This is a genomic window from Niveispirillum sp. (assembly GCF_017996735.1).
GTDB lineage: Bacteria > Pseudomonadota > Alphaproteobacteria > Azospirillales > Azospirillaceae > Niveispirillum.
Window position 1 is genome coordinate 1 of the sequence record NZ_JAGOGJ010000132.1, and the last position, 17,496, is coordinate 17,496.

General features: G+C 64.0%; 16 protein-coding genes and 1 tRNA gene. 10 read left to right on the forward strand and 7 right to left on the reverse strand.

Going from position 1 to position 17,496, the window contains the following annotated elements:
• On the forward strand, positions 1–2,192 hold a 2,192-nt coding region (locus tag KBA48_RS26855; protein ID WP_292911768.1), incomplete at its 5' end, for a xanthine dehydrogenase family protein molybdopterin-binding subunit.
• A 194-nt stretch (positions 2,193–2,386) separates the two neighbouring features.
• Here KBA48_RS26855 and KBA48_RS26860 read toward each other — a convergent pair.
• Entirely contained in the window at positions 2,387–3,142 is a 756-nt protein-coding gene (locus KBA48_RS26860; RefSeq protein WP_292911769.1) for an ABC transporter substrate-binding protein, read from the reverse strand.
• Positions 3,143–3,209: 67 nt separating this feature from the next.
• Here KBA48_RS26860 and KBA48_RS26865 point away from each other — a divergent pair, with 67 nt between their 5' ends.
• Complete coding sequence (locus tag KBA48_RS26865; RefSeq protein ID WP_292911770.1) at positions 3,210–3,578, forward strand: VOC family protein; 369 nt, start codon at positions 3,210–3,212, stop codon at positions 3,576–3,578.
• 13 nt (positions 3,579–3,591) lie between these two features.
• On the opposite strand, the gene KBA48_RS26870 is transcribed toward KBA48_RS26865, so the two are convergent.
• Positions 3,592–3,900 (reverse strand): hypothetical protein, encoded by a 309-nt coding sequence (locus KBA48_RS26870; RefSeq protein ID WP_292911771.1) that lies wholly within the window; start codon positions 3,898–3,900, stop codon positions 3,592–3,594.
• A 160-nt stretch (positions 3,901–4,060) separates the two neighbouring features.
• Here KBA48_RS26870 and KBA48_RS26875 point away from each other — a divergent pair, with 160 nt between their 5' ends.
• From KBA48_RS26875 to KBA48_RS26885, 3 genes are all read left to right on the forward strand, one after another.
• Positions 4,061–4,936: a dienelactone hydrolase family protein gene (locus tag KBA48_RS26875; RefSeq protein ID WP_292911772.1), complete on the forward strand. Its 876-nt coding sequence runs from the start codon at positions 4,061–4,063 to the stop codon at positions 4,934–4,936.
• A gap of 108 nt (positions 4,937–5,044) precedes the next feature.
• Positions 5,045–6,013, forward strand: coding sequence for an aspartate carbamoyltransferase catalytic subunit (locus KBA48_RS26880; RefSeq protein WP_292911773.1), 969 nt, complete (start codon positions 5,045–5,047; stop codon positions 6,011–6,013).
• Positions 6,014–6,410: 397 nt separating this feature from the next.
• On the forward strand, positions 6,411–7,112 hold the full coding sequence (locus KBA48_RS26885; protein ID WP_367273882.1) for a 2OG-Fe(II) oxygenase: 702 nt from the start codon (positions 6,411–6,413) through the stop codon (positions 7,110–7,112).
• 23 nt (positions 7,113–7,135) lie between these two features.
• Here KBA48_RS26885 and KBA48_RS26890 read toward each other — a convergent pair whose 3' ends face one another.
• Positions 7,136–7,735, reverse strand: coding sequence for a TetR/AcrR family transcriptional regulator (locus tag KBA48_RS26890; RefSeq protein ID WP_292911774.1), 600 nt, complete (start codon positions 7,733–7,735; stop codon positions 7,136–7,138).
• A 79-nt stretch (positions 7,736–7,814) separates the two neighbouring features.
• Between KBA48_RS26890 and KBA48_RS26895 the strand changes: the two genes are divergently transcribed.
• Positions 7,815–8,729 (forward strand): SDR family oxidoreductase, encoded by a 915-nt coding sequence (locus tag KBA48_RS26895; RefSeq protein ID WP_292911775.1) that lies wholly within the window; start codon positions 7,815–7,817, stop codon positions 8,727–8,729.
• A 251-nt stretch (positions 8,730–8,980) separates the two neighbouring features.
• Here the strand turns inward: KBA48_RS26895 and KBA48_RS26900 are convergent, their stop codons facing one another.
• From KBA48_RS26900 to KBA48_RS26915, 4 genes are all read right to left on the reverse strand, one after another.
• Positions 8,981–9,283 (reverse strand): helix-turn-helix domain-containing protein, encoded by a 303-nt coding sequence (locus tag KBA48_RS26900; protein ID WP_292911776.1) that lies wholly within the window; start codon positions 9,281–9,283, stop codon positions 8,981–8,983.
• A gap of 2 nt (positions 9,284–9,285) precedes the next feature.
• Positions 9,286–9,801: a type II toxin-antitoxin system RelE/ParE family toxin gene (locus KBA48_RS26905; protein ID WP_292911777.1), complete on the reverse strand. Its 516-nt coding sequence runs from the start codon at positions 9,799–9,801 to the stop codon at positions 9,286–9,288.
• A 101-nt stretch (positions 9,802–9,902) separates the two neighbouring features.
• Complete coding sequence (locus KBA48_RS26910; RefSeq protein WP_292911778.1) at positions 9,903–10,400, reverse strand: hypothetical protein; 498 nt, start codon at positions 10,398–10,400, stop codon at positions 9,903–9,905.
• 325 nt (positions 10,401–10,725) lie between these two features.
• Positions 10,726–10,813 (reverse strand) — tRNA-Ser (locus KBA48_RS26915).
• A 199-nt stretch (positions 10,814–11,012) separates the two neighbouring features.
• Here KBA48_RS26915 and KBA48_RS26920 point away from each other — a divergent pair.
• The 4 genes from KBA48_RS26920 (at position 11,013) to KBA48_RS26935 (ending at position 17,481) form a co-directional block, all read left to right on the forward strand.
• Positions 11,013–13,400: an ATP-binding protein gene (locus KBA48_RS26920; RefSeq protein WP_292911779.1), complete on the forward strand. Its 2,388-nt coding sequence runs from the start codon at positions 11,013–11,015 to the stop codon at positions 13,398–13,400.
• Between the two features lie 63 nt (positions 13,401–13,463).
• Positions 13,464–13,865 (forward strand): response regulator, encoded by a 402-nt coding sequence (locus KBA48_RS26925; protein ID WP_292911780.1) that lies wholly within the window; start codon positions 13,464–13,466, stop codon positions 13,863–13,865.
• Positions 13,862–14,314 (forward strand): GNAT family N-acetyltransferase, encoded by a 453-nt coding sequence (locus tag KBA48_RS26930; RefSeq protein WP_292911781.1) that lies wholly within the window; start codon positions 13,862–13,864, stop codon positions 14,312–14,314. Before KBA48_RS26925 ends, KBA48_RS26930 begins: the two co-directional genes overlap by 4 nt.
• A 74-nt stretch (positions 14,315–14,388) precedes the next feature.
• Positions 14,389–17,481 (forward strand): ATP-binding protein, encoded by a 3,093-nt coding sequence (locus tag KBA48_RS26935; RefSeq protein ID WP_292911782.1) that lies wholly within the window; start codon positions 14,389–14,391, stop codon positions 17,479–17,481.
• The last annotated feature ends 15 nt before the right edge of the window (positions 17,482–17,496 follow it).

Genomic DNA, 17,496 nt, shown 5'->3' on the forward strand with positions numbered 1-17,496 from the left:
CCCCCCCCCGGCCCCGCACCTTCCCGAAGGGCCACCGCCGCGCCCTGATCAACGGGCCCGGGGTCCCGGTTGGATCATTCCGCGGCGGGCCTGCCGCCCCCCGGAATTGCGGCCCCGCCGACCCGCGCCCGAACCTGTTCGTGCGGGTGGCCAAGGACAATACCGTAACCGTCCTGGTCAAGCATCTGGACAAGGGCCAGGGCATCATGACCGGCCTGACCACCATCGTGGCCGAGGAACTGGACGCCGACTGGTCCCAGATGCGCGGTGAGCATGCGCCCGCCGACAGCAAGCTGTATGGCAATCATTTCTTCGGCATCCAGGGCACCGGCGGTTCCACCGCCGTCGCCAATAGCTGGGATGAGCTGCGGATGGCCGGTGCCGCCGCCCGCATCATGCTGGTCAACGCGGCGGCCGCCGAATGGAAGGTGCCGGCCGACCAGATCACGGTCGCCAAGGGTGTCGTCAGCCACAAGGCGTCGGGCAAGTCGGCGACCTTCGGCCAGTTGGCGGAAGCTGCGTCCAAGCAGCCGATCCCGGCCAAGGTGACCTTGAAGGAACCGGGCCAGTACAGCCTGATCGGGAACGAGACGCTGCACCGGCTGGACCATATCTCGAAGACCAATGGCACTGCCATCTTCGCCATGGACATCCGGCGCCCCAATCAGGTGACGGCGGTCCTGGCCCGCAGCCCGCGTTTCGGCGGCACCGTGAAGTCGGTGGACGACAAGGCCGCCCGCGCGGTTCCCGGCGTGATCGATGTGCTGACCCTGCCGGTCGGCGTGGCCGTTGTCGCCAAGAACACCTGGTCGGCCATCAAGGGCCGCGAGGCCCTGTCCATCCAGTGGGACGACACCAAGGCCGAAAAGCGTGGCACCGACCAGATGCTGGCCGAATACCGCGCCCAGGCCAAGAAGCCCGGCGCCAAGGCCGCCCGCAAGGGCGACACAGGGGCCGCCTTCAAGACTGCCGCCAAGGTGATCGAGGCGGAATACAGCTTCCCCTATCTGGCCCATGCGCCGATGGAGCCGCTGAACGCCACGCTGGAAATCACCGCCGATGGCGGGGCGGAGATCTGGGCCGGCTCGCAGTTCCAGGGCATTGAACAGCCGGTCGTGGCCGGCATCCTGGGCACCACACCCGACAAGGTGAAAATCAACACCCTCTGGGCCGGCGGCAGCTTCGGCCGCCGCGCGACCTTTAATGCTGATTACATCGCGGAAGTGGCGCTGGTGGCCAAGGCCCTGGCGGCCAAGGGCAAGAAGGTGCCGGTACATCTGGTCTGGACGCGTGAGGATGATATCCAGGGGGGACGCTACCGACCCATGGTCGTCCATCGCGTCAAGGGCGGGCTGGACAAGGCGGGCAAGCTGGTGGCGTGGGAACAGGCCATTGTCAGCCAGTCCTTCATGGCCGGTACCCCGTTCGAACAGGTGATGGTCAAGGACGGCGTCGACGCCACGGCGGTGGAGGGTGCGTCGGACATGGCCTATGCCGTGCCGAACCTGTCTGTCGACTTCCATCAGATGGCCTCGCCGGTTACCACGCTGTGGTGGCGATCGGTCGGCCACACGCACACGGCCTATGCCAAGGAAGCCTTCATCGAGGAACTGGCGGCCGCGGCCGGCAAGGATGGGGTGGCTTTCCGCCTGGAACTGCTGGGTGACGCGCATCCGCGCCTTACCGGCGTGCTGAAACTGGTGGCGGAAAAGGCCGGCTGGTCCAAGCCGCTGGCCCCGGCGGCCGACGGGTCGAAGCGGGCGCGCGGTGTGGCCGTGCATGAAAGCTTCAGCAGCTTTGTGGCCCATGTGGCCGAGGTGACGGTGTCCAAGGACGGCAAGATCAAGGTGGATCGTGTCGTGGTGGCGGTGGATTGCGGTGTGCCCGTGAACCCCAACGTCATCAAGGCCCAGATCGAAGGCGGCACCGGCTTTGGTATCGGCCACGCGCTGCGCGATCAGATCACGATGACCGATGGTCTGGTCGATCAGAGCAATTTCGACGGGTACGAGCCGATGCGCCTGTCGGACATGCCCGATGTCGAGGTGCATATCGTGAAGTCCAGCGCCCGCCCCACGGGCGTGGGCGAACCCGGCGTGCCCACGGCGGCCCCGGCGGTGGCCAACGCGGTGTTCCGCGCCACCGGCCAGAGGCTGCACGACCTGCCCTTCAGCAAGGCGGGCGTGGTGTAAACAAGTCGAGGGGGTCGGGCAACCGGCCCCCTTCTGCTTTACGGCTTATACCATCGGTCAAAATTCTTGACCGATGGTACGGCTGCGACTGCCGCCGCGCGGCCCCTGCCGCGTAGCCAAGGGCGCGGATGCGCCCGCCGGCGATTGAGGCGCACGAAAGCTTGACCATCGGTCATGTTTTCATGCCGCGGGTATTATTTCTGCTTCGGCAGGCCCAGGAAGGCCCGGTATTCCGGGGCCACATCATCCGGCAGGCGGATGGCCGCCGATGCCGCCATCAATTCCGCCTCGCTGATCGGACCATTGCGTGGCACGGCCACCGTGATGTGATAGCGCGCCGCATAACCCTTGATGGACAGATCCGACCGGTCGCCCGCGAAATAATGGAACGTGTATTCCGACACGATGCCGTAGTCGATGCGACCATGCTGGACCAGGCGGAAGACATTCTCCTCCGACCGCACGTCGCGCCGGGTGGATGCGCCACCGGCAAAGGCTTGGCCCACCCGGTCGCCATATTCATAGCCGATGACGGTCGCCACCTCCGCCGGCACCGGACAATCGTCGCAGACCGGTTTTGCATCCTTACTGGCGATGAACACATTGTCGGCGCTGTACAGCCGGCGCCCGAACCAGAGATCGTCGGGATAGGCATACCATTCGGGCGCCACATGGCAGAGCATGTCCGCCTCGCCCGCCCGCATCAGTTCCGGCACCCGTTTGGGCGGGGCCACGCGCACGGTCGCGCCATAGCCCAAACGCGCCGCCACCTTGCGGCACATGGCGATGGCCAGCCCTTCCGGTTCCACCCCTTCTCCGGCGCGGGTCAGATAGGGCGGCGGCAGGCTGTCGGCCACCAGCAACCGCAGCATGGCAGGGGAATGTTCGGCCGCACCGACCGGCGCCGCCGCCATCAGCGACAGCAGGAGCAGGGCGGCGAAAACCCGCATGATGCCGATTGTTGACGACGGGAAACTGTGGGACCCTTTCCCCGGACATCCAGCGTCGGAGGGGAGTATGGCGGCCGTATTGGGATTGGGCGGATTGTTCGTCAAATCGGGCGATCCGGTTGCCATGGGGGCCTGGTACAGACGCGTACTGGGTATCGACTGGAGCGAATTCGGGGCCATCTTTCCCCATCCCGACCGGGGTTTCACACTGATCAGCGGGTTCAAGCAGACCAGCACCTATTTCGATCCATCGCCCCTGCCGGTCATGCTGAACCTCATCGTCGACGATCTGGACGGGATGCTGGAACGGGCGCGGGCCGAAGGGGTGGAACCGTTGGGCCGGGACGACAGCGACCCGAATGGCCGTTTCGGCTGGCTGATCGATCCCTGGGGGTTAAAGATCGAACTTTGGGAACCGCCCGCAAAGGCCGATTGACCACCCTCAAACCTCACACGCGTTTTCCACCGGGACGCGGGGTTGGACGGGGATCGGTGTAGGCTTTTGCTGCCACCTCGGGCTTTTTCAGGTTTTCCATCAGGGCCGTGGCAAAGCGACCGCCATCATTGCGCGACCGCAGAAAGGCCGACACCACGTCCCGCGCCGCCGCCTTGTCATAGGGAACGTGGTCGGGCGGCAGGGTCCGGGCGGCCTCCACCGCTTCCGCCGCCTTCTGGGCGCGGGCCAGGACATCGGGGTCGATGCGGCGACGGATGGCGCGGATCTGGCGCAGCAACTCGTCTTTCGGGTCCTTGCTCATGAATATGGTCCCGGATTGCAACAGACCAGAAGATGCGCGCAACCCGACGCGGGAGCAAGCGGCAATCAATTCTGGGCTATGGCGTTTGTCGGGTTGCATAGGGCAAGGGTTGCCCTATCTTGGCGACCATGCCTAAGGGACGAACACGGGAGGAAACCCCATGGATCGCGTTGACGCCGAGGCCCGGTGCCTGCTGTCCCCCATCAACCCCACGCTTTCACGACGGATGTTCGCCATGACGACGCTGGCCGGGGGCTTTGCCCTGTCCACGCTGCCGGTCTCCGCCCAGACCATCACGACGCCGGCCGATGGGCTGGTCGCCGGTGAGGTGTCAATCCCGGTGGCGGGCGGCAGCCTGCCCGCCTATCGCGCCAAGCCGGCCGGCAAGGGCCCCTTCCCCATCGTGCTGGTGGTGCAGGAAATCTTCGGCGTGCATGAACATATCAAGGATGTCTGCCGCCGTTTCGCCAAGGAAGGCTATCTGGCCGTCGCGACGGAACTGTTCGCGCGCCAGGGCAATGCCGCATCCTTCACCGACACGGGCGCCCTGATCCGCGATCTGGTGAACAAGGTGCCGGACGTGCAGGTCATGGCCGACCTGGACGCCACGGTCGCCTGGGCCGCCCAGGATGGCGGCGATGCCGACCGGCTGGGCATCACCGGTTTCTGCTGGGGCGGACGCACCACCTGGCTCTATGCCGCGCATAACCCGAAGCTGAAGGCCGGCGTGGCCTGGTATGGCCGCGTGACCAGTGCGCCCACGGAGCTGCAGCCCATGGTGCCGGTCAACCTTGTCCAGAAGATGAATGCACCGGTCCTGGGTCTGTATGGGGGCAAGGATGGCGGCATCCCCATGGCCGATGTGGAGCGCATGCAGAAGGCGCTGGAAGCCGTGCATTCGCGCAGCACCTTCCATGTCTATCCCGAGGCGCCACACGCATTCCACGCCGATTACCGGCCCAGCTATCGCCCCGACGAGGCCAGGGACGGGTGGAAACGCTGCCTGGAATGGTTCCGGGCGAACGGGGTGGGGTGACCCCTGCCGCGCTCATGCCCGACCGGTCTTTCTGACGCTTGCAGCCCAAGGGGCGGGACAGCATAGTCCCGCCCCGCCGATCCACGCCGTCAGCCGAAAGCCCGCTCCATGGCCGCCCATCCGCATGATATCGACGCCCGCGCCGCGACGTTCAACCATCGCCACCTGCTGGGGATCGAGGGGCTGACGGCACCGGAGATCAATCTGCTGCTGGACACGGCCGACCGCTATGTGGAGCAGAATCGGGGCGAGAACCGGGTAACGAACCGGCTGGCCGGCAAGACCATCGTCAACCTGTTCTTCGAGAACTCGACCCGCACGCGCACCAGCTTCGAACTGGCGGCCCGGCGCTTAGGCGCCGATGCCATCAACATGTCCGTGGATGGCAGTTCGGTGAAGAAGGGCGAGACCCTGATCGACACCGCCCTCACGCTGAACGCCATGCATCTGGACGCGCTGGTGGTCCGGCATCAGGAATCGGGCGCGCCCAAGCTGCTGGCCAGCAAGGTGAACTGCGCCGTCATCAATGCCGGCGACGGGCAGCATGAACACCCGACCCAGGCGCTGCTGGACGCGCTGACCATCCGCCGCCGGCTGGGCACGCTGAAGGGCCTGACCGTGGCTATCTGCGGCGACATCCTGCACAGCCGCGTGGCCCGGTCCAACATCCACCTGCTGAACATCATGGGCGCCAATGTCCGCGTGGTGGCGCCGCCCACCCTGCTGCCCGGCGCCATCGACCGGTTGGGGGTGGAGGTGCATCATTCCATGGCCACGGGGTTGAAGGACGCCGACATCGTGATGATGCTGCGCCTGCAACTGGAACGCATGCAGGGCCAGTTCCTGCCCAGCCAGCGGGAATATTTCCGCTTCTTCGGCCTGGATTACGACAAGCTGGCGGTCGCCAAGCCCGGCGCCCTGATCATGCATCCCGGCCCGATGAACCGGGGCGTGGAGATCGACAGCCTGGTGGCAGACGATATCCACCGGTCCGTGATCCTGCAGCAGGTGGAACTGGGCGTGGCCGTGCGCATGGCCTGCCTGGACCTGCTGACATCGGCGCCCAAGGCGGCGTGACCGGGGTCAGCCCCAGTCCCACACACCGGGTTCGCGGGGGCAGGCGTACCGGCCGGCCGGCGGCTGGTGTTGCGGTATATCCGTTGCCGGACGCGCGGGACGATACATCTTATCCCCGACCCTGGGCAGCAGCCGGAACGGACTGCCGACAAAGTCCGCTTCCGTCGGGACCGGTCGTTCCCGCACATCGTCATGGTCCATGGTTACCCTCCGTCATGGCCCCGCGAATATAGAACATTTAGAGAACATTCGCAAGTTGCCTTGGGGGGCCGCCGACAGACGGGCTCAGACCTGTGTATGTCCGGCGTGTGATTTCTGGGCCACCGCAAGGATCAGAATGCGCAATCCCTGCCTTGGCGCCATCCTGTGATCCATCGACCATGGAAGGGCTGAGCGCATGATGACGCGTCTGGATGACTATGATTGGGAAATGGTTGCCCGATGCCTGGACAGCCAGGGGAACGCCGTCCTGAACGGGGTGCTGACACAACAGGAGTGCGAAAGCCTGTCAGGTCTCTACCCGCATGAAGATCATTTCCGCAGCCATGTCGTGATGGCCCGCCATGGATTCGGGCGCGGGGAGTATCGTTACTTCCGCTATCCGCTGCCGGAGCCGGTGCAGGACCTGCGGACCACATTGTATCCGCGTCTGGCCCCCATCGCCAATAGCTGGACCGGCCGGCTGGGATCGGGCCGCCATTATCCGCCCGCCCATGCCGATTATCTGGCGGAATGCCACGCCGCCGGACAGCGCCGGCCCACGCCCCTGCTGCTGCAATATGGGCCGGGCGACTATAATTGCCTGCACCAGGACCTTTACGGAGACCTTGTCTTCCCGCTGCAGGTGGCCGTGCTGCTGTCGGAACCGGGGCGCGATTTCACGGGTGGCGAATTCGTCCTGACCGAACAGCGCCCGCGCATGCAAAGCCGGGCGGAGGTGGTGCCCCTGCGCCAGGGCGATGCCGTGATCTTTGCGGTGAATGAACGGCCGGTGCAGGGTGCGCGCGGTGCCTATCGCGTGGCCATGCGCCATGGCGTCAGCCAGGTCCGGTCCGGCCGACGGCACACGCTGGGGGTGATCTTCCATGACGCACGGTAGAGCAGCCTGCGGCTGACCACCCGTCAGATCCCCTTCTCCAGCATGTCGAAAGCCTCCCGCAGCAATTCGGCATAAGGCCGCCTGCCCCCTTCGCGGTTCAGGGTATCCGACGCCAGACGGACCGCACCGATGGCCATCATGGCGATAAGCCTCAGCTTCGTTTCATCCGCCGGCTCGGGCCAGCGTTCCCGCAGGGCGGCGAATACCGCCTTCTCATGCTGGATATAGGCGGCCTGCTTTCGCGCCTGCACCGTTTCGCTGGACCGCATCAGGCGGTCGATGATGATCATGTCGTCCGCCGGAATCGGCGCGCAGATCCTGAGCACGGCGTCACGGATGGCATGAAGCGGCGGCTGGCCGGGCGGCGCGGCGCGTATCGCCTCGACGATCATCTCCCCCATACTGTTCTGCAGGGACAGCAGGATGTCGTCCTTGGACTTGAAATAATAAAAGAAGGTGCGGCGGGAGATGCCGGCTTTGGCCGCGATCTCGTCCAGCGTCGTCTCTTCATATCCCTTCGCGATGAACAGCCCCATCCCGGCATCCGTGATCCGCCGCAAGGTTTCACGACGCTTGCGCTCCCGCACGCCGAGGGGTGCTGCCGGCTCTTTTTCCATATCCATCAATCCAGCCCCTTGAAAATTACACTGAGTGTAATAATATTATTTTACACCAAGTGCGAAATTCGGAAAAGGCGGTATCATGGCAAGGTGGACAGCGGCAGACATTCGCTCACAGCAAGGGCGGTCGGCCGTCATTACGGGAACGGGCGGTCTTGGCTATGAGACGGCACTGGCGCTGGCGCGTGCCGGGGCCGATGTCATCATCGCGGGGCGCAATGCGGACAAGGGGGCGGCGGCGGTCAAGACGATCCGGCAGGCCGTGCCATCGGCGATAATCCGGTTCGAACAGGTCGATCTGGCCAACCTTGCCTCCATCGCCGATTTCGGCGGCCGGCTGCGGGATCATCGACGCGGGCTGGATCTGCTGATCAACAATGCGGGCGTCATGGTGCCGCCGAAGCGGCAGGAAACGCGCGATGGGTTCGAGTTGCAGTTCGGCACCAACCATCTGGGCCATTTCGCCCTGACCGGGCACTTGCTGCCGCTGCTGCGCAACGGGCGGGACAGCCGGGTGGTCACCCTGTCGAGCATCGCCGCGCGTGACGGCATGCTGCGTTTCGACGACCTGGATGCGCGGCGCAGCTACCATCCAATGGGCGTCTACAGCCAGTCAAAGCTGGCCTGCCTGATGTTTGCCTTCGAATTGCAGCGTCGCAGCGAAGAGAACGAATGGAATGTCGCCAGCATCGCGGCACATCCCGGCATTTCGCGCACCGAGCTTCTGCATAATGGCCCCGGCCGCCGGAGCCCTGTCAGCCTGATGCGCTCGGTTTTATGGTTCCTGTTCCAGCCGGCCCCGCAAGGCGCCCTGCCAACCCTGTACGCGGCCACATCCCCCAACGCGGTCCCCGGCGCCTATTACGGCCCGGACAGGTTGAACGAAACACGGGGATTTCCGGCATTGTCGAAGGTTCCCCCGCAGGCGACCGACAACAAGGCCGCCGCCGCCCTGTGGCAGATTTCGGAGGAAATGACCAAGGTCCGCTTCGGCTGACACGCCACGGGACTGCCGCCACCCAAACATTGGGTCAAGGGAGGTGGTGGAAGCGGTATTGGACAATATTGTGGCAAAATCAATGCATTATCGGCCACTATGGCAATCCAATCCTCATTCTGCCCCTCAAAAGCGTTGGATCAGGGGATGCCTGCGCACGTTTATAGACGAGGACCGTCCTTGTTCTCGGATATTGCCCCTTCTGCTTCACGGATTCCGTCCGCGTCCAGCATGTCGGGAACGCCCATCCGTCACACCGATTCCACCATCTCGGCAATGAGTGACGGGTTCTTTTGGATCACGCGGAGATACTGCTGTGCGGCGATTTCAGGCGACCGTGTACCCCGTTCCCACTTGCGCAGAGTTTCCAGGGGAATGCCATAGCGGGCTGAAAATTCAGCCTGGGTGATGCCCACGGACTTACGCACAGCCCGAACGTCAACGGGATCAGCAACGTTCACTGTCGAGACACGGGCACCATTGGGCCGACCGTCCAGATAAGCAGCGGCATCTTCCAACCCTTCCAGGATTTCAGCCGCAATGTTGCGAGCCATGGTCAACGTCCCTTCTTCTCCGATGCAGGGCGACTTGCCCTGATCTTTGACTTGATGTTCTCCACCGACAGCCGGATGGCATTCTTTTCCCGGTCTGTCAGGTTAGCCTTGTCACCCTTGCCATAGACTGTCAGCAACAGCAGCGGTGCATCCGGGTCATGGTAATAATAGATCGTCCGCACACCACCGCTCTTGCCGCCACCTTCTCGCGCCCACCGGACTTTGCGCGCTCCGCCGGTATCCCTCATCACCGCACCCGCTTCAGGGTTCATCGCAATAAAATCGATGAATGCCGCGCGTTCTGTCGGTGATAGCAGCCCTTCGGCTAAGCGGACGAAGGGCGCAGTCTCAATGACGGTGACAGGCTTCATGGCGCCAACATGTGGCCCAATGGGCTTCTTTGTCAAGGGATGCAATGACCGCCCAACCTCATCACCCATCCCCTCCATGAAGATGGCTTGGCGTCGGGAAATATTCCTGCCCGTTTTGCCCTTATCTCTCTGTGTATTGCTGGTCATTTCCGATCACCCTCGAAAATCTGCGGATGACCAGAATAATTAAACACAGAATTTCGAAGCTCCACGGAATTAAAATACGGGATTTATTTTCCTCGAGAGTCCTATTCGTCGAATGCCTCGTATCTCTCCTTGAAAACCTTCATCCGCGCACGGAAGGCCTCAGGCTCCGGCACCGGCGGCCCTTTAACTCCGTAATTAGCAAAATCCTCTTCATTCTCCGCCTTCATTTCAGAGAGAACTCTTTCAATAGCAACCGTAAGAAAGTCCTTTCGACCTTCTTCTCTAAATTTTTCTACGTAATTGAATGCCTTAATCTCCCACTTATATTTATCTTTCGCACACATATCCCATATGAATTTTGACTTGTCATACTTTGGCCTCCCCTTTTTTTGCTTAAGGCCTCCATCTATTATAGAGGCTACTTTTTCGCTTATATCAGCAGGTATGTTAGGATTCCTGCGGATGGCGGATGCAATTCTTTCTAATTCTAGAATTCTTCCCTTTGCCAAATCGCGTCGTATTGTTACCCATGAATGGTCATGTAGATCAGATATTCTAACAACCACCATCGCCCTCCGCATATCAACCCAAACCGCCAAGAGTTAGCGCCGCTTATCAAAGAGATCTCCCCGCTGCTAAGCGGCAACGAATTCGTCGCCCTGCGTATGGGTAAGAGCGGTCCAACAGACTTTGCCTTGGAACCGGATCTTTTCTGCTGCGCAGGTTCAGAACGTACTACGGACGCAATGAAGTGGCACAATGTTCATCGCCCGCTTTCATACGGGGCCGCCGGGTAGCCGCGCTACCCACCATCCTGTTTGGATCGGAATCGTCAAGAGTGGGCACGCATGGGCACCACCAAGGCCGAAATGTCCCAAAATCTTGGACTTTCTCGACACCCATAGATTGATACGTACAGGAAATTGGCGGAAGCGGTGGGATTCGAACCCACGGTGAGTTGCCCCACGGCGGTTTTCAAGACCGCTGCCTTAAACCACTCGGCCACACTTCCGTTGTGCAACGCCTAGCCGAAACGCGCGGCAGGAGCAAGACCCCTGTCGCGTCCATGCGAGAAATGGACAGGTTGTCCTTATCCCCGTACCTTGTGAGATGGCTGCCCGGACGCATTGACGCACCGTGATCGTGCATCATCGCGGTTATTGTGGGGTATGTCGTGCGGGCGGCGCAAATGACAGGAAGGTTGTGCATTCATGGGTGGGGATGACGCGGATGACCTGTTCGCCCCGGAGGAGGATGAGGCGCCTGCCGGTGTCGCGGCAGGTGTGAACGCTGCCCCGGCCGAACCACCCCCGCAGCCCTGGCCCGTCCTGGTCGTCGATGACGACGAGGAGGTGCACATCATGACGCGGCTGGTCCTGTCCAAGCTGCGCTACAAGGACAGGCCGCTGGAACTGCTGACGGCGCGGTCGGGAATCGAAGCCGATGGCGTCTTCCGGGAGCGCGACGACATCGCCGTCGCCCTGCTGGACATCGTGATGGAGACCGACGATGCCGGCCTGCGGCTGGCCCGCCGCATCCGCGAGGAATTTGCCAACAGCGACACCCGCCTGATCCTGCGCACCGGGCAGCCGGGTCAGGCACCCGTGCGCGATGTCATCGTCAATTATGACATCAACGACTACAAGTCGAAGACCGAGCTGACATCGGAAAAGCTGTTCATCACCATCGTCACCGGCCTGCGCTCCTATGACAATATCCGCAGCGCGCGTATGGCCGAAAGCGCGTCCAAGCTGAAATCCAGCTTCCTGGCCGCCATGAGCCACGAAATCCGCACGCCGATGAACGGCGTGCTGGGCATGCTGGAACTGCTGGGCCATACGACCCTGGACGGCGATCAGCGCGACATGCTGCTGACGGCGCAGGAATCGGCCGGTGCCCTGCTGCGAATCATCGATGACATCCTGGATTTTTCGAAGATCGAGGCCGGGCGCATGGATATCGACCGGCATCCGGTCGATATCGGCACCATCATCGAAGGCGTGGCCGACACGCTGGCCCCCGCCGCGCGCAAGAAGGGCCTGGCCTTCGACATCCATGTCGATCCCGCCATTCCCGGGTCCCTGGTCGGCGATCCGGTGCGGCTGCGCCAGATCCTTTTCAACCTGACGGGCAACGCCATCAAATTCACGGAACGGGGCGGTGTCTGCGTCAGCGTCGAAAGCCACCCGGCCCCGGCCCCCGGCATGGCGCGCGTGCGCATCGCGGTCACCGATACCGGCATCGGCATCGCGCCGGACCAGCAGGCCAAGCTGTTCCAGCCCTTCACCCAGGCGGAAATCTCCACCAGCCGCCGTTTCGGCGGCACTGGCCTGGGCCTGTCGATCAGCCGCCGGCTGGTGGAATTGATGAAGGGTCATATCGGGCTGGACAGCGTGGCGGGCCATGGGTCCACCTTCTGGTTCACCCTGGACCTTGAGATAGCGGAGACGGCGGCCGAGCCGTCGCCGATGGCAACCGACATTACCGGCCTGACCATCGCGCTGGACGTCGCCGAACCGGAACTGTCACGGACCGTTGCCGCCTATCTGGCGCAGGCCGGGGCGGTGACCGTGGCGGCGGATGACCCGGCGGCGGACATCATCGTTTGCGCGGGACGCAGCGGTGCAAGCTGGCCGGTTCCCGACACGTCCCTGCCCATCGTTCTGATCGCCGAGGCTGATTCGCGCCGTCCCGCCGATATGCCGGCCAGCACACAACTGGTGGCGCGGCCCCTGCGCCGATCGGCCCTGACGCGCGCCGTGGCCCTGGCCGCCGGCCGCGTCTCCGGACAGGCCACGGCCCACCCGGTGCAGCGCGCCGCCATCCAGGCCCCGACACCGGAAGAGGCCGCCGCCCAAGGGCGCCTGATCCTGGTGGCCGAGGATCAACGGGTCAACCAGATGGTCATCCGCCGGCAGCTTGCCATCCTGGGCTTTGCTGCCGATATCCATGCCGATGGCGCCGCCGCCCTGGCCGCATGGCGTCCCGGCACCCATGGCATGCTGCTGACCGATTGCAACATGCCGGTCATGGACGGGTACGAACTGACGGCCGCCATCCGGGCGGAGGAGGAGACGCGCGGCCTGCCGCGCCTGCCCATCGTGGCCCTGACGGCCAACGCCATGGCGGGCGAGGATCAACGCTGCATCAATGCCGGCATGGATGACTTCCTGTCCAAACCGCTGGATCTGGCCCATTTGGAACGGTGCCTGGGCCAATGGCTGGGCACACCGACCGGCCCGGCATCGCCCCCGGCGGCATCGTCCGACCCCGTCATTTTCGACCCGTCCATGACCATCGATCTTTTCGGCGAATTGGATATGGAAGCGAAGGGTTTCCTTGAAGAATTTACCGCATCCCTGAAATCCCTGTCCGCCGAGGCCGAAACGGCCTTCGCGGGCAACGACATGGAGACCGCCCGCGCCCGCATCCATGCCCTGGCTGGCGTCGCCAAAAATGGCGGATCACCGGCGGTTGGCGCCCTGGCGGACGGGATTGAAACGGCGATCAAGGCCGGAGAATATGAAAATGCGCGTATGAGTGCGTTAAAAATACCCGGCATGATTGATCGGGTGGTTGCCGCCATCGCCGCTCTGTAGTCAACTGTGGGCGGCCGGGGTCGCGAGAACCCGGCAGCATGCGCGCCAATGGGGAAACTGACGATGGCGGTCTTTACCAGCTTCAACCGGATGAATGCGCTGATCGTGGAGGATCAGGCCTTTATCCGGACCGTCGTGACCAGAATCCTGAAGCAACTGGAGTTCAACCAGATCTGGGAAGCAGATGATGGCACCGGCGGCCTGACGCTGGCGCTTGAACGGAAACCCGACATCGTGATCTGTGACATTGAGATGGCACCGATGGACGGGCTGACCTTCCTTCAGCAACTGCGGCAGAAGGAGGAACTGGGCCGGCGGACACCCGTGATCTTTCTGACCAACCATGCGCAGAAGGACATGGTGCTGAAGGCGCGCGATCTGGGCGTCAATGCCTTCATCGCCAAGCCGGTAACGGTGCTTGGCCTGCGGGAGAAACTGGCCGTCTTGCTGAGCAACCGGCGGTGACGGACCGGCTGAGCTTTGGCTGGCAGGGTTTCGACGGCTTCGACGCCCCCACCCTCTATGACATGCTGCGCTTCCGCCAGGATGTGTTCATCGTCGAACAGCAATCCCCCTATCCGGACCTCGATGGGCTGGATCCCGTGTGCCAGCATCTTCTGGTTCGTGATACCGATGGCCGTCTTGCCGCCTATCTGCGGGCCAGGGGTCCGGAGGGCGACAGTCCGGCATTCATCGGGCGCATTGTCGTCGGGCCGGGTTGGCGCGGCACCGGGCTTGGCCGCCGGTTGATCCAGGCCGGCCTGGATTTCATGGACCGCAGCTATCCGGGCCAGCCGATCGAGATTGGGGCGCAGCAGCATCTGGCCGACTTCTACGCCGGTTTCGGCTTCGTCGCGGAAGGGGAACCTTATGACGATGGCGGCATCCCGCATGTGACGATGTGGCGGCGCTGACAGGACGCACTGGTTGAAATCCCGCGATAATTGTGGTCCGTTCACTATCGAAGATAGAGAGCGGGGCGTGGATCGTGCGGATACCGGTGCGGCATCTTCTGTTCTACGTGGCCGCCATCGCCGCGGTGATCACCTTTCTCTGGCTGCAGGTGGCCGAGGCCAACCGGCGGCTGGAGGAGCAGCGGCAGACGGCGCGCGTGGATGTGACGCGCCGGGTGGAACAATCCATCGGCACCGCGCTGGACTTCCTGGAACTGATGCATGCGCAGATGGAGGAAGGGCTGGTCAAGGCGGTGCCGGGTGCCCCGCCCTCCCCCCTGCGCCGGGCCCTGGCCGAGGATGACGAAGGCTCCTACAACCTGGATAGTCCCCCATCCCCCTATGAGCGGGACTTTGTCGGCAATCTGACGGGGCTGGGCGGGCTGTCGCGGCGGGGACCGGAATTCGAGGCGGAGATCGAGGCCGCGCTGTCGCTGCACACCGCCTTTGCCCAGGCGCAACGCCGCCTGCCCAACATTCCCTGGGTCTATTACATCTCCGCCAGCCGATTCGAATTTGTCTATCCCTGGGTGCCGGCCGAGGAACTGACCTTTGCGGACAAGGACCTGGAGATGGAATATTTCCAGGCGTCGCTGCCGGCCAACAATCCGTCGGGCGACCTGTTCTTTTCCAGGCTGTACGAGGATGATGGCGGCAAGGGCATGATGGCCACCATCGGCATGCCCGTCTATCGCGGCGACCAGCATCTGGGCGTCGTGGCGCTGGATATGACGGTCGGCTATCTCTCCTCGCTGCTGGACGGCTTCCCGTCGGCCTTCGGCACGCTGGCGCTGGTGGCACCGGACGGACAAGTGCTGGGCATCTCCCACGGCGAGGGCCGGCGGCAGCCACCCGATGCGGCGCTTCAGGCCGCCATCCGCGAAACCATCGGCCGCGAGGGGCCGATGCAGATGGAAAAGGACGGGTGGACCTTCACCAGCCATATCCTGCGCAAATCGCCCTGGCGCATGGTGATGGCGCAGGACGGAGCCGGGCACCTGAGCGCCGTGGTGCGGGAAAGCACGCCGCCCATCCTGGTGGCCCTGATGCTGCTGGGCCTGATCGGCGGCATGGAGTTTCGTCGGCGCACCGATGCCCGCATCCGCAAACAGTCCGACATCCTGGCCGCCACCAACCTGGATCTGGCCCGCGCCCGGGACGAGGCCGAACAGGCGACGCGGGCCAAATCCACCTTCCTGGCCACCATGAGCCATGAAATCCGCACGCCGATGAACGGGGTGCTGGCCATGGCCGAGATGCTGGCCGACACGCCCCTGAACGAGGATCAGCAGGGCATGGTGAAGGTGGTGCGCGACAGCGGCAGCGCGCTTCTGACCATCATCAACGACATTCTGGATTTTTCGAAGATCGAGGCCGGCAAGCTGGATATCGAATGGATCGATACCGACCTGCTGAACCTGGCGGAAGGGGTGGGGGATCTGCTGGCCCGCCGGGCAGAGGAAAAGGGTCTGGCCCTGACCATCGATGTCGATCCCGCCCTGCCGCGCCATCTGGTGGCCGATCCAACACGCCTGCGTCAGGTCCTGCTGAACCTGACCGGGAATGCCATCAAATTCACCGAGCATGGCGGCGTCACCGTCCGGTTGAACCGGTTGGCGGAAGCCGATGGCGGCAAGGTCGGCCTGCGGGCGGAGATCGTGGATACCGGCATCGGCCTTACGCCCGAGCAGCAGGGCAAACTGTTCCAAGCCTTTGCCCAGGCCGACGGCTCCACCGCCCGGCGGTTCGGCGGAACCGGGCTGGGCCTGTCCATCTGCCGGCGTCTGGTCGAACTGATGGGCGGGGAGATCGGCGTCACCTCGGTTGCGGGCGACGGCTCCACCTTCTGGTTCGAACTGCGCCTGGATGAGGGAGCGACGGAGGAGGAAAGCGGGGACGAACCCTCGCTCTGGGGCCTGCGCGTTGCCATCCTGGGCGGTCTGCCGGCGGAACGGGCGGCGCTGACCCGTACCCTGACCGCGCGGGAGGCAGACGTGGTGGAGGTGGCGGACGAGGCCGCCGCCCTGGTTGCCCTGCGTGGCGCCGCCGCCGACGGCATGCCTTTCCACGCCATCCTGATCGATGCCTATCCCGGCGATGCCGTGGGGTTGGACATTGCCCGCCGGCTGGGCGTGGCGGAGGGGACCGGCGGGGCGCGCACCGTCCTGATCGCCCCCGTCTCCCTGGTGTCGACCCTGTCGGAGGCGGGGCGGTCGAAGGGCATCTTCGCCGCCATCCCGAAACCGGTGCGGCAGGCCCGGCTGGTCAAGGTGGTGGCCGCCACCGACGGCCGTGCGTCGCTGGACATCACCGCCACCACGGGTAGCAGCGAAACCGTCTGGCAGGCGCCGGAAACGGCCGATGCCGTGGCAAACGGCGCCCTGGTGCTGGTGGTGGAGGACAATGCCACCAACCAGATCGTCATCCGCCAGGCGATGCGCAAGCTGGGCTTCGCGGCCGAGATCGCGGGCAACGGACTGGAAGGGCTGGAGGCCTGGCGCACGGGACGGTTCGGCATCGTGGTCACCGATTGCCATATGCCGGAAATGGACGGGTACGACATGACCCGCGCCATCCGGGCGGATGAGGACGCGGCCGCCGATGGCCGCCATGTCCCGGTCGTCGCCCTGTCGGCCGACGCGGTCAGCGACGCGGCGCAGAAATGCCGTGACGCGGGCATGGATGATTACCTGACCAAGCCCATCGAACTGGCCAAACTGGAAGCGGCCATCCTGCGCTGGGCCCCCGGCACCGCCGATCTTCGCCGCCGCGTATCGGCCAAACATGCCCCGCCCGTCACTGCCCCCGCCCCGGCGGCAACGGCACCAAAGCCGACGGCCATCACCGATCCCGCCATCTTTGATGCCAACCGGTTGAAGGAAATGTTCGGCCATCTGGATGCCGAGGCCATCGCCCTTCTGGATGAGTTCCTGATCCAGGCTGAAGCGCGGGCATCGGCGGTGGAGGAGGCGTTGAACAATGGCGACCTGAAGGCCGCCAAGGATGGTTCCCATTCCCTGAAAGGGTCCGCCAATGGTGTCGGTGCCGTGGCGCTGGGCGATCTTTTTGCCGGGATCGAGCCGGCCTGGAACCGGGAGGACGAGGAACCGGCGAGGGTTTGCCGTTGAACAATGGCCCGGCCC

What these genes read in the sequence shown, in the direction of transcription:
- KBA48_RS26860 (WP_292911769.1), bottom strand. Translation starts at nt 3,142, where the DNA reads ATGCGGGTTTTCGCCGCCCTGCTCCTGCTGTCGCTGATGGCGGCGGCG.
- KBA48_RS26865 (WP_292911770.1), top strand. Translation starts at nt 3,210, where the DNA reads ATGGCGGCCGTATTGGGATTGGGCGGATTGTTCGTCAAATCGGGCGAT.
- KBA48_RS26870 (WP_292911771.1), bottom strand. Translation starts at nt 3,900, where the DNA reads ATGAGCAAGGACCCGAAAGACGAGTTGCTGCGCCAGATCCGCGCCATC.
- KBA48_RS26875 (WP_292911772.1), top strand. Translation starts at nt 4,061, where the DNA reads ATGGATCGCGTTGACGCCGAGGCCCGGTGCCTGCTGTCCCCCATCAAC.
- KBA48_RS26880 (WP_292911773.1), top strand. Translation starts at nt 5,045, where the DNA reads ATGGCCGCCCATCCGCATGATATCGACGCCCGCGCCGCGACGTTCAAC.
- KBA48_RS26885 (WP_367273882.1), top strand. Translation starts at nt 6,411, where the DNA reads ATGATGACGCGTCTGGATGACTATGATTGGGAAATGGTTGCCCGATGC.
- KBA48_RS26890 (WP_292911774.1), bottom strand. Translation starts at nt 7,735, where the DNA reads ATGGATATGGAAAAAGAGCCGGCAGCACCCCTCGGCGTGCGGGAGCGC.
- KBA48_RS26895 (WP_292911775.1), top strand. Translation starts at nt 7,815, where the DNA reads ATGGCAAGGTGGACAGCGGCAGACATTCGCTCACAGCAAGGGCGGTCG.
- KBA48_RS26900 (WP_292911776.1), bottom strand. Translation starts at nt 9,283, where the DNA reads ATGGCTCGCAACATTGCGGCTGAAATCCTGGAAGGGTTGGAAGATGCC.
- KBA48_RS26905 (WP_292911777.1), bottom strand. Translation starts at nt 9,801, where the DNA reads ATGACCAGCAATACACAGAGAGATAAGGGCAAAACGGGCAGGAATATT.
- KBA48_RS26920 (WP_292911779.1), top strand. Translation starts at nt 11,013, where the DNA reads ATGGGTGGGGATGACGCGGATGACCTGTTCGCCCCGGAGGAGGATGAG.
- KBA48_RS26925 (WP_292911780.1), top strand. Translation starts at nt 13,464, where the DNA reads ATGGCGGTCTTTACCAGCTTCAACCGGATGAATGCGCTGATCGTGGAG.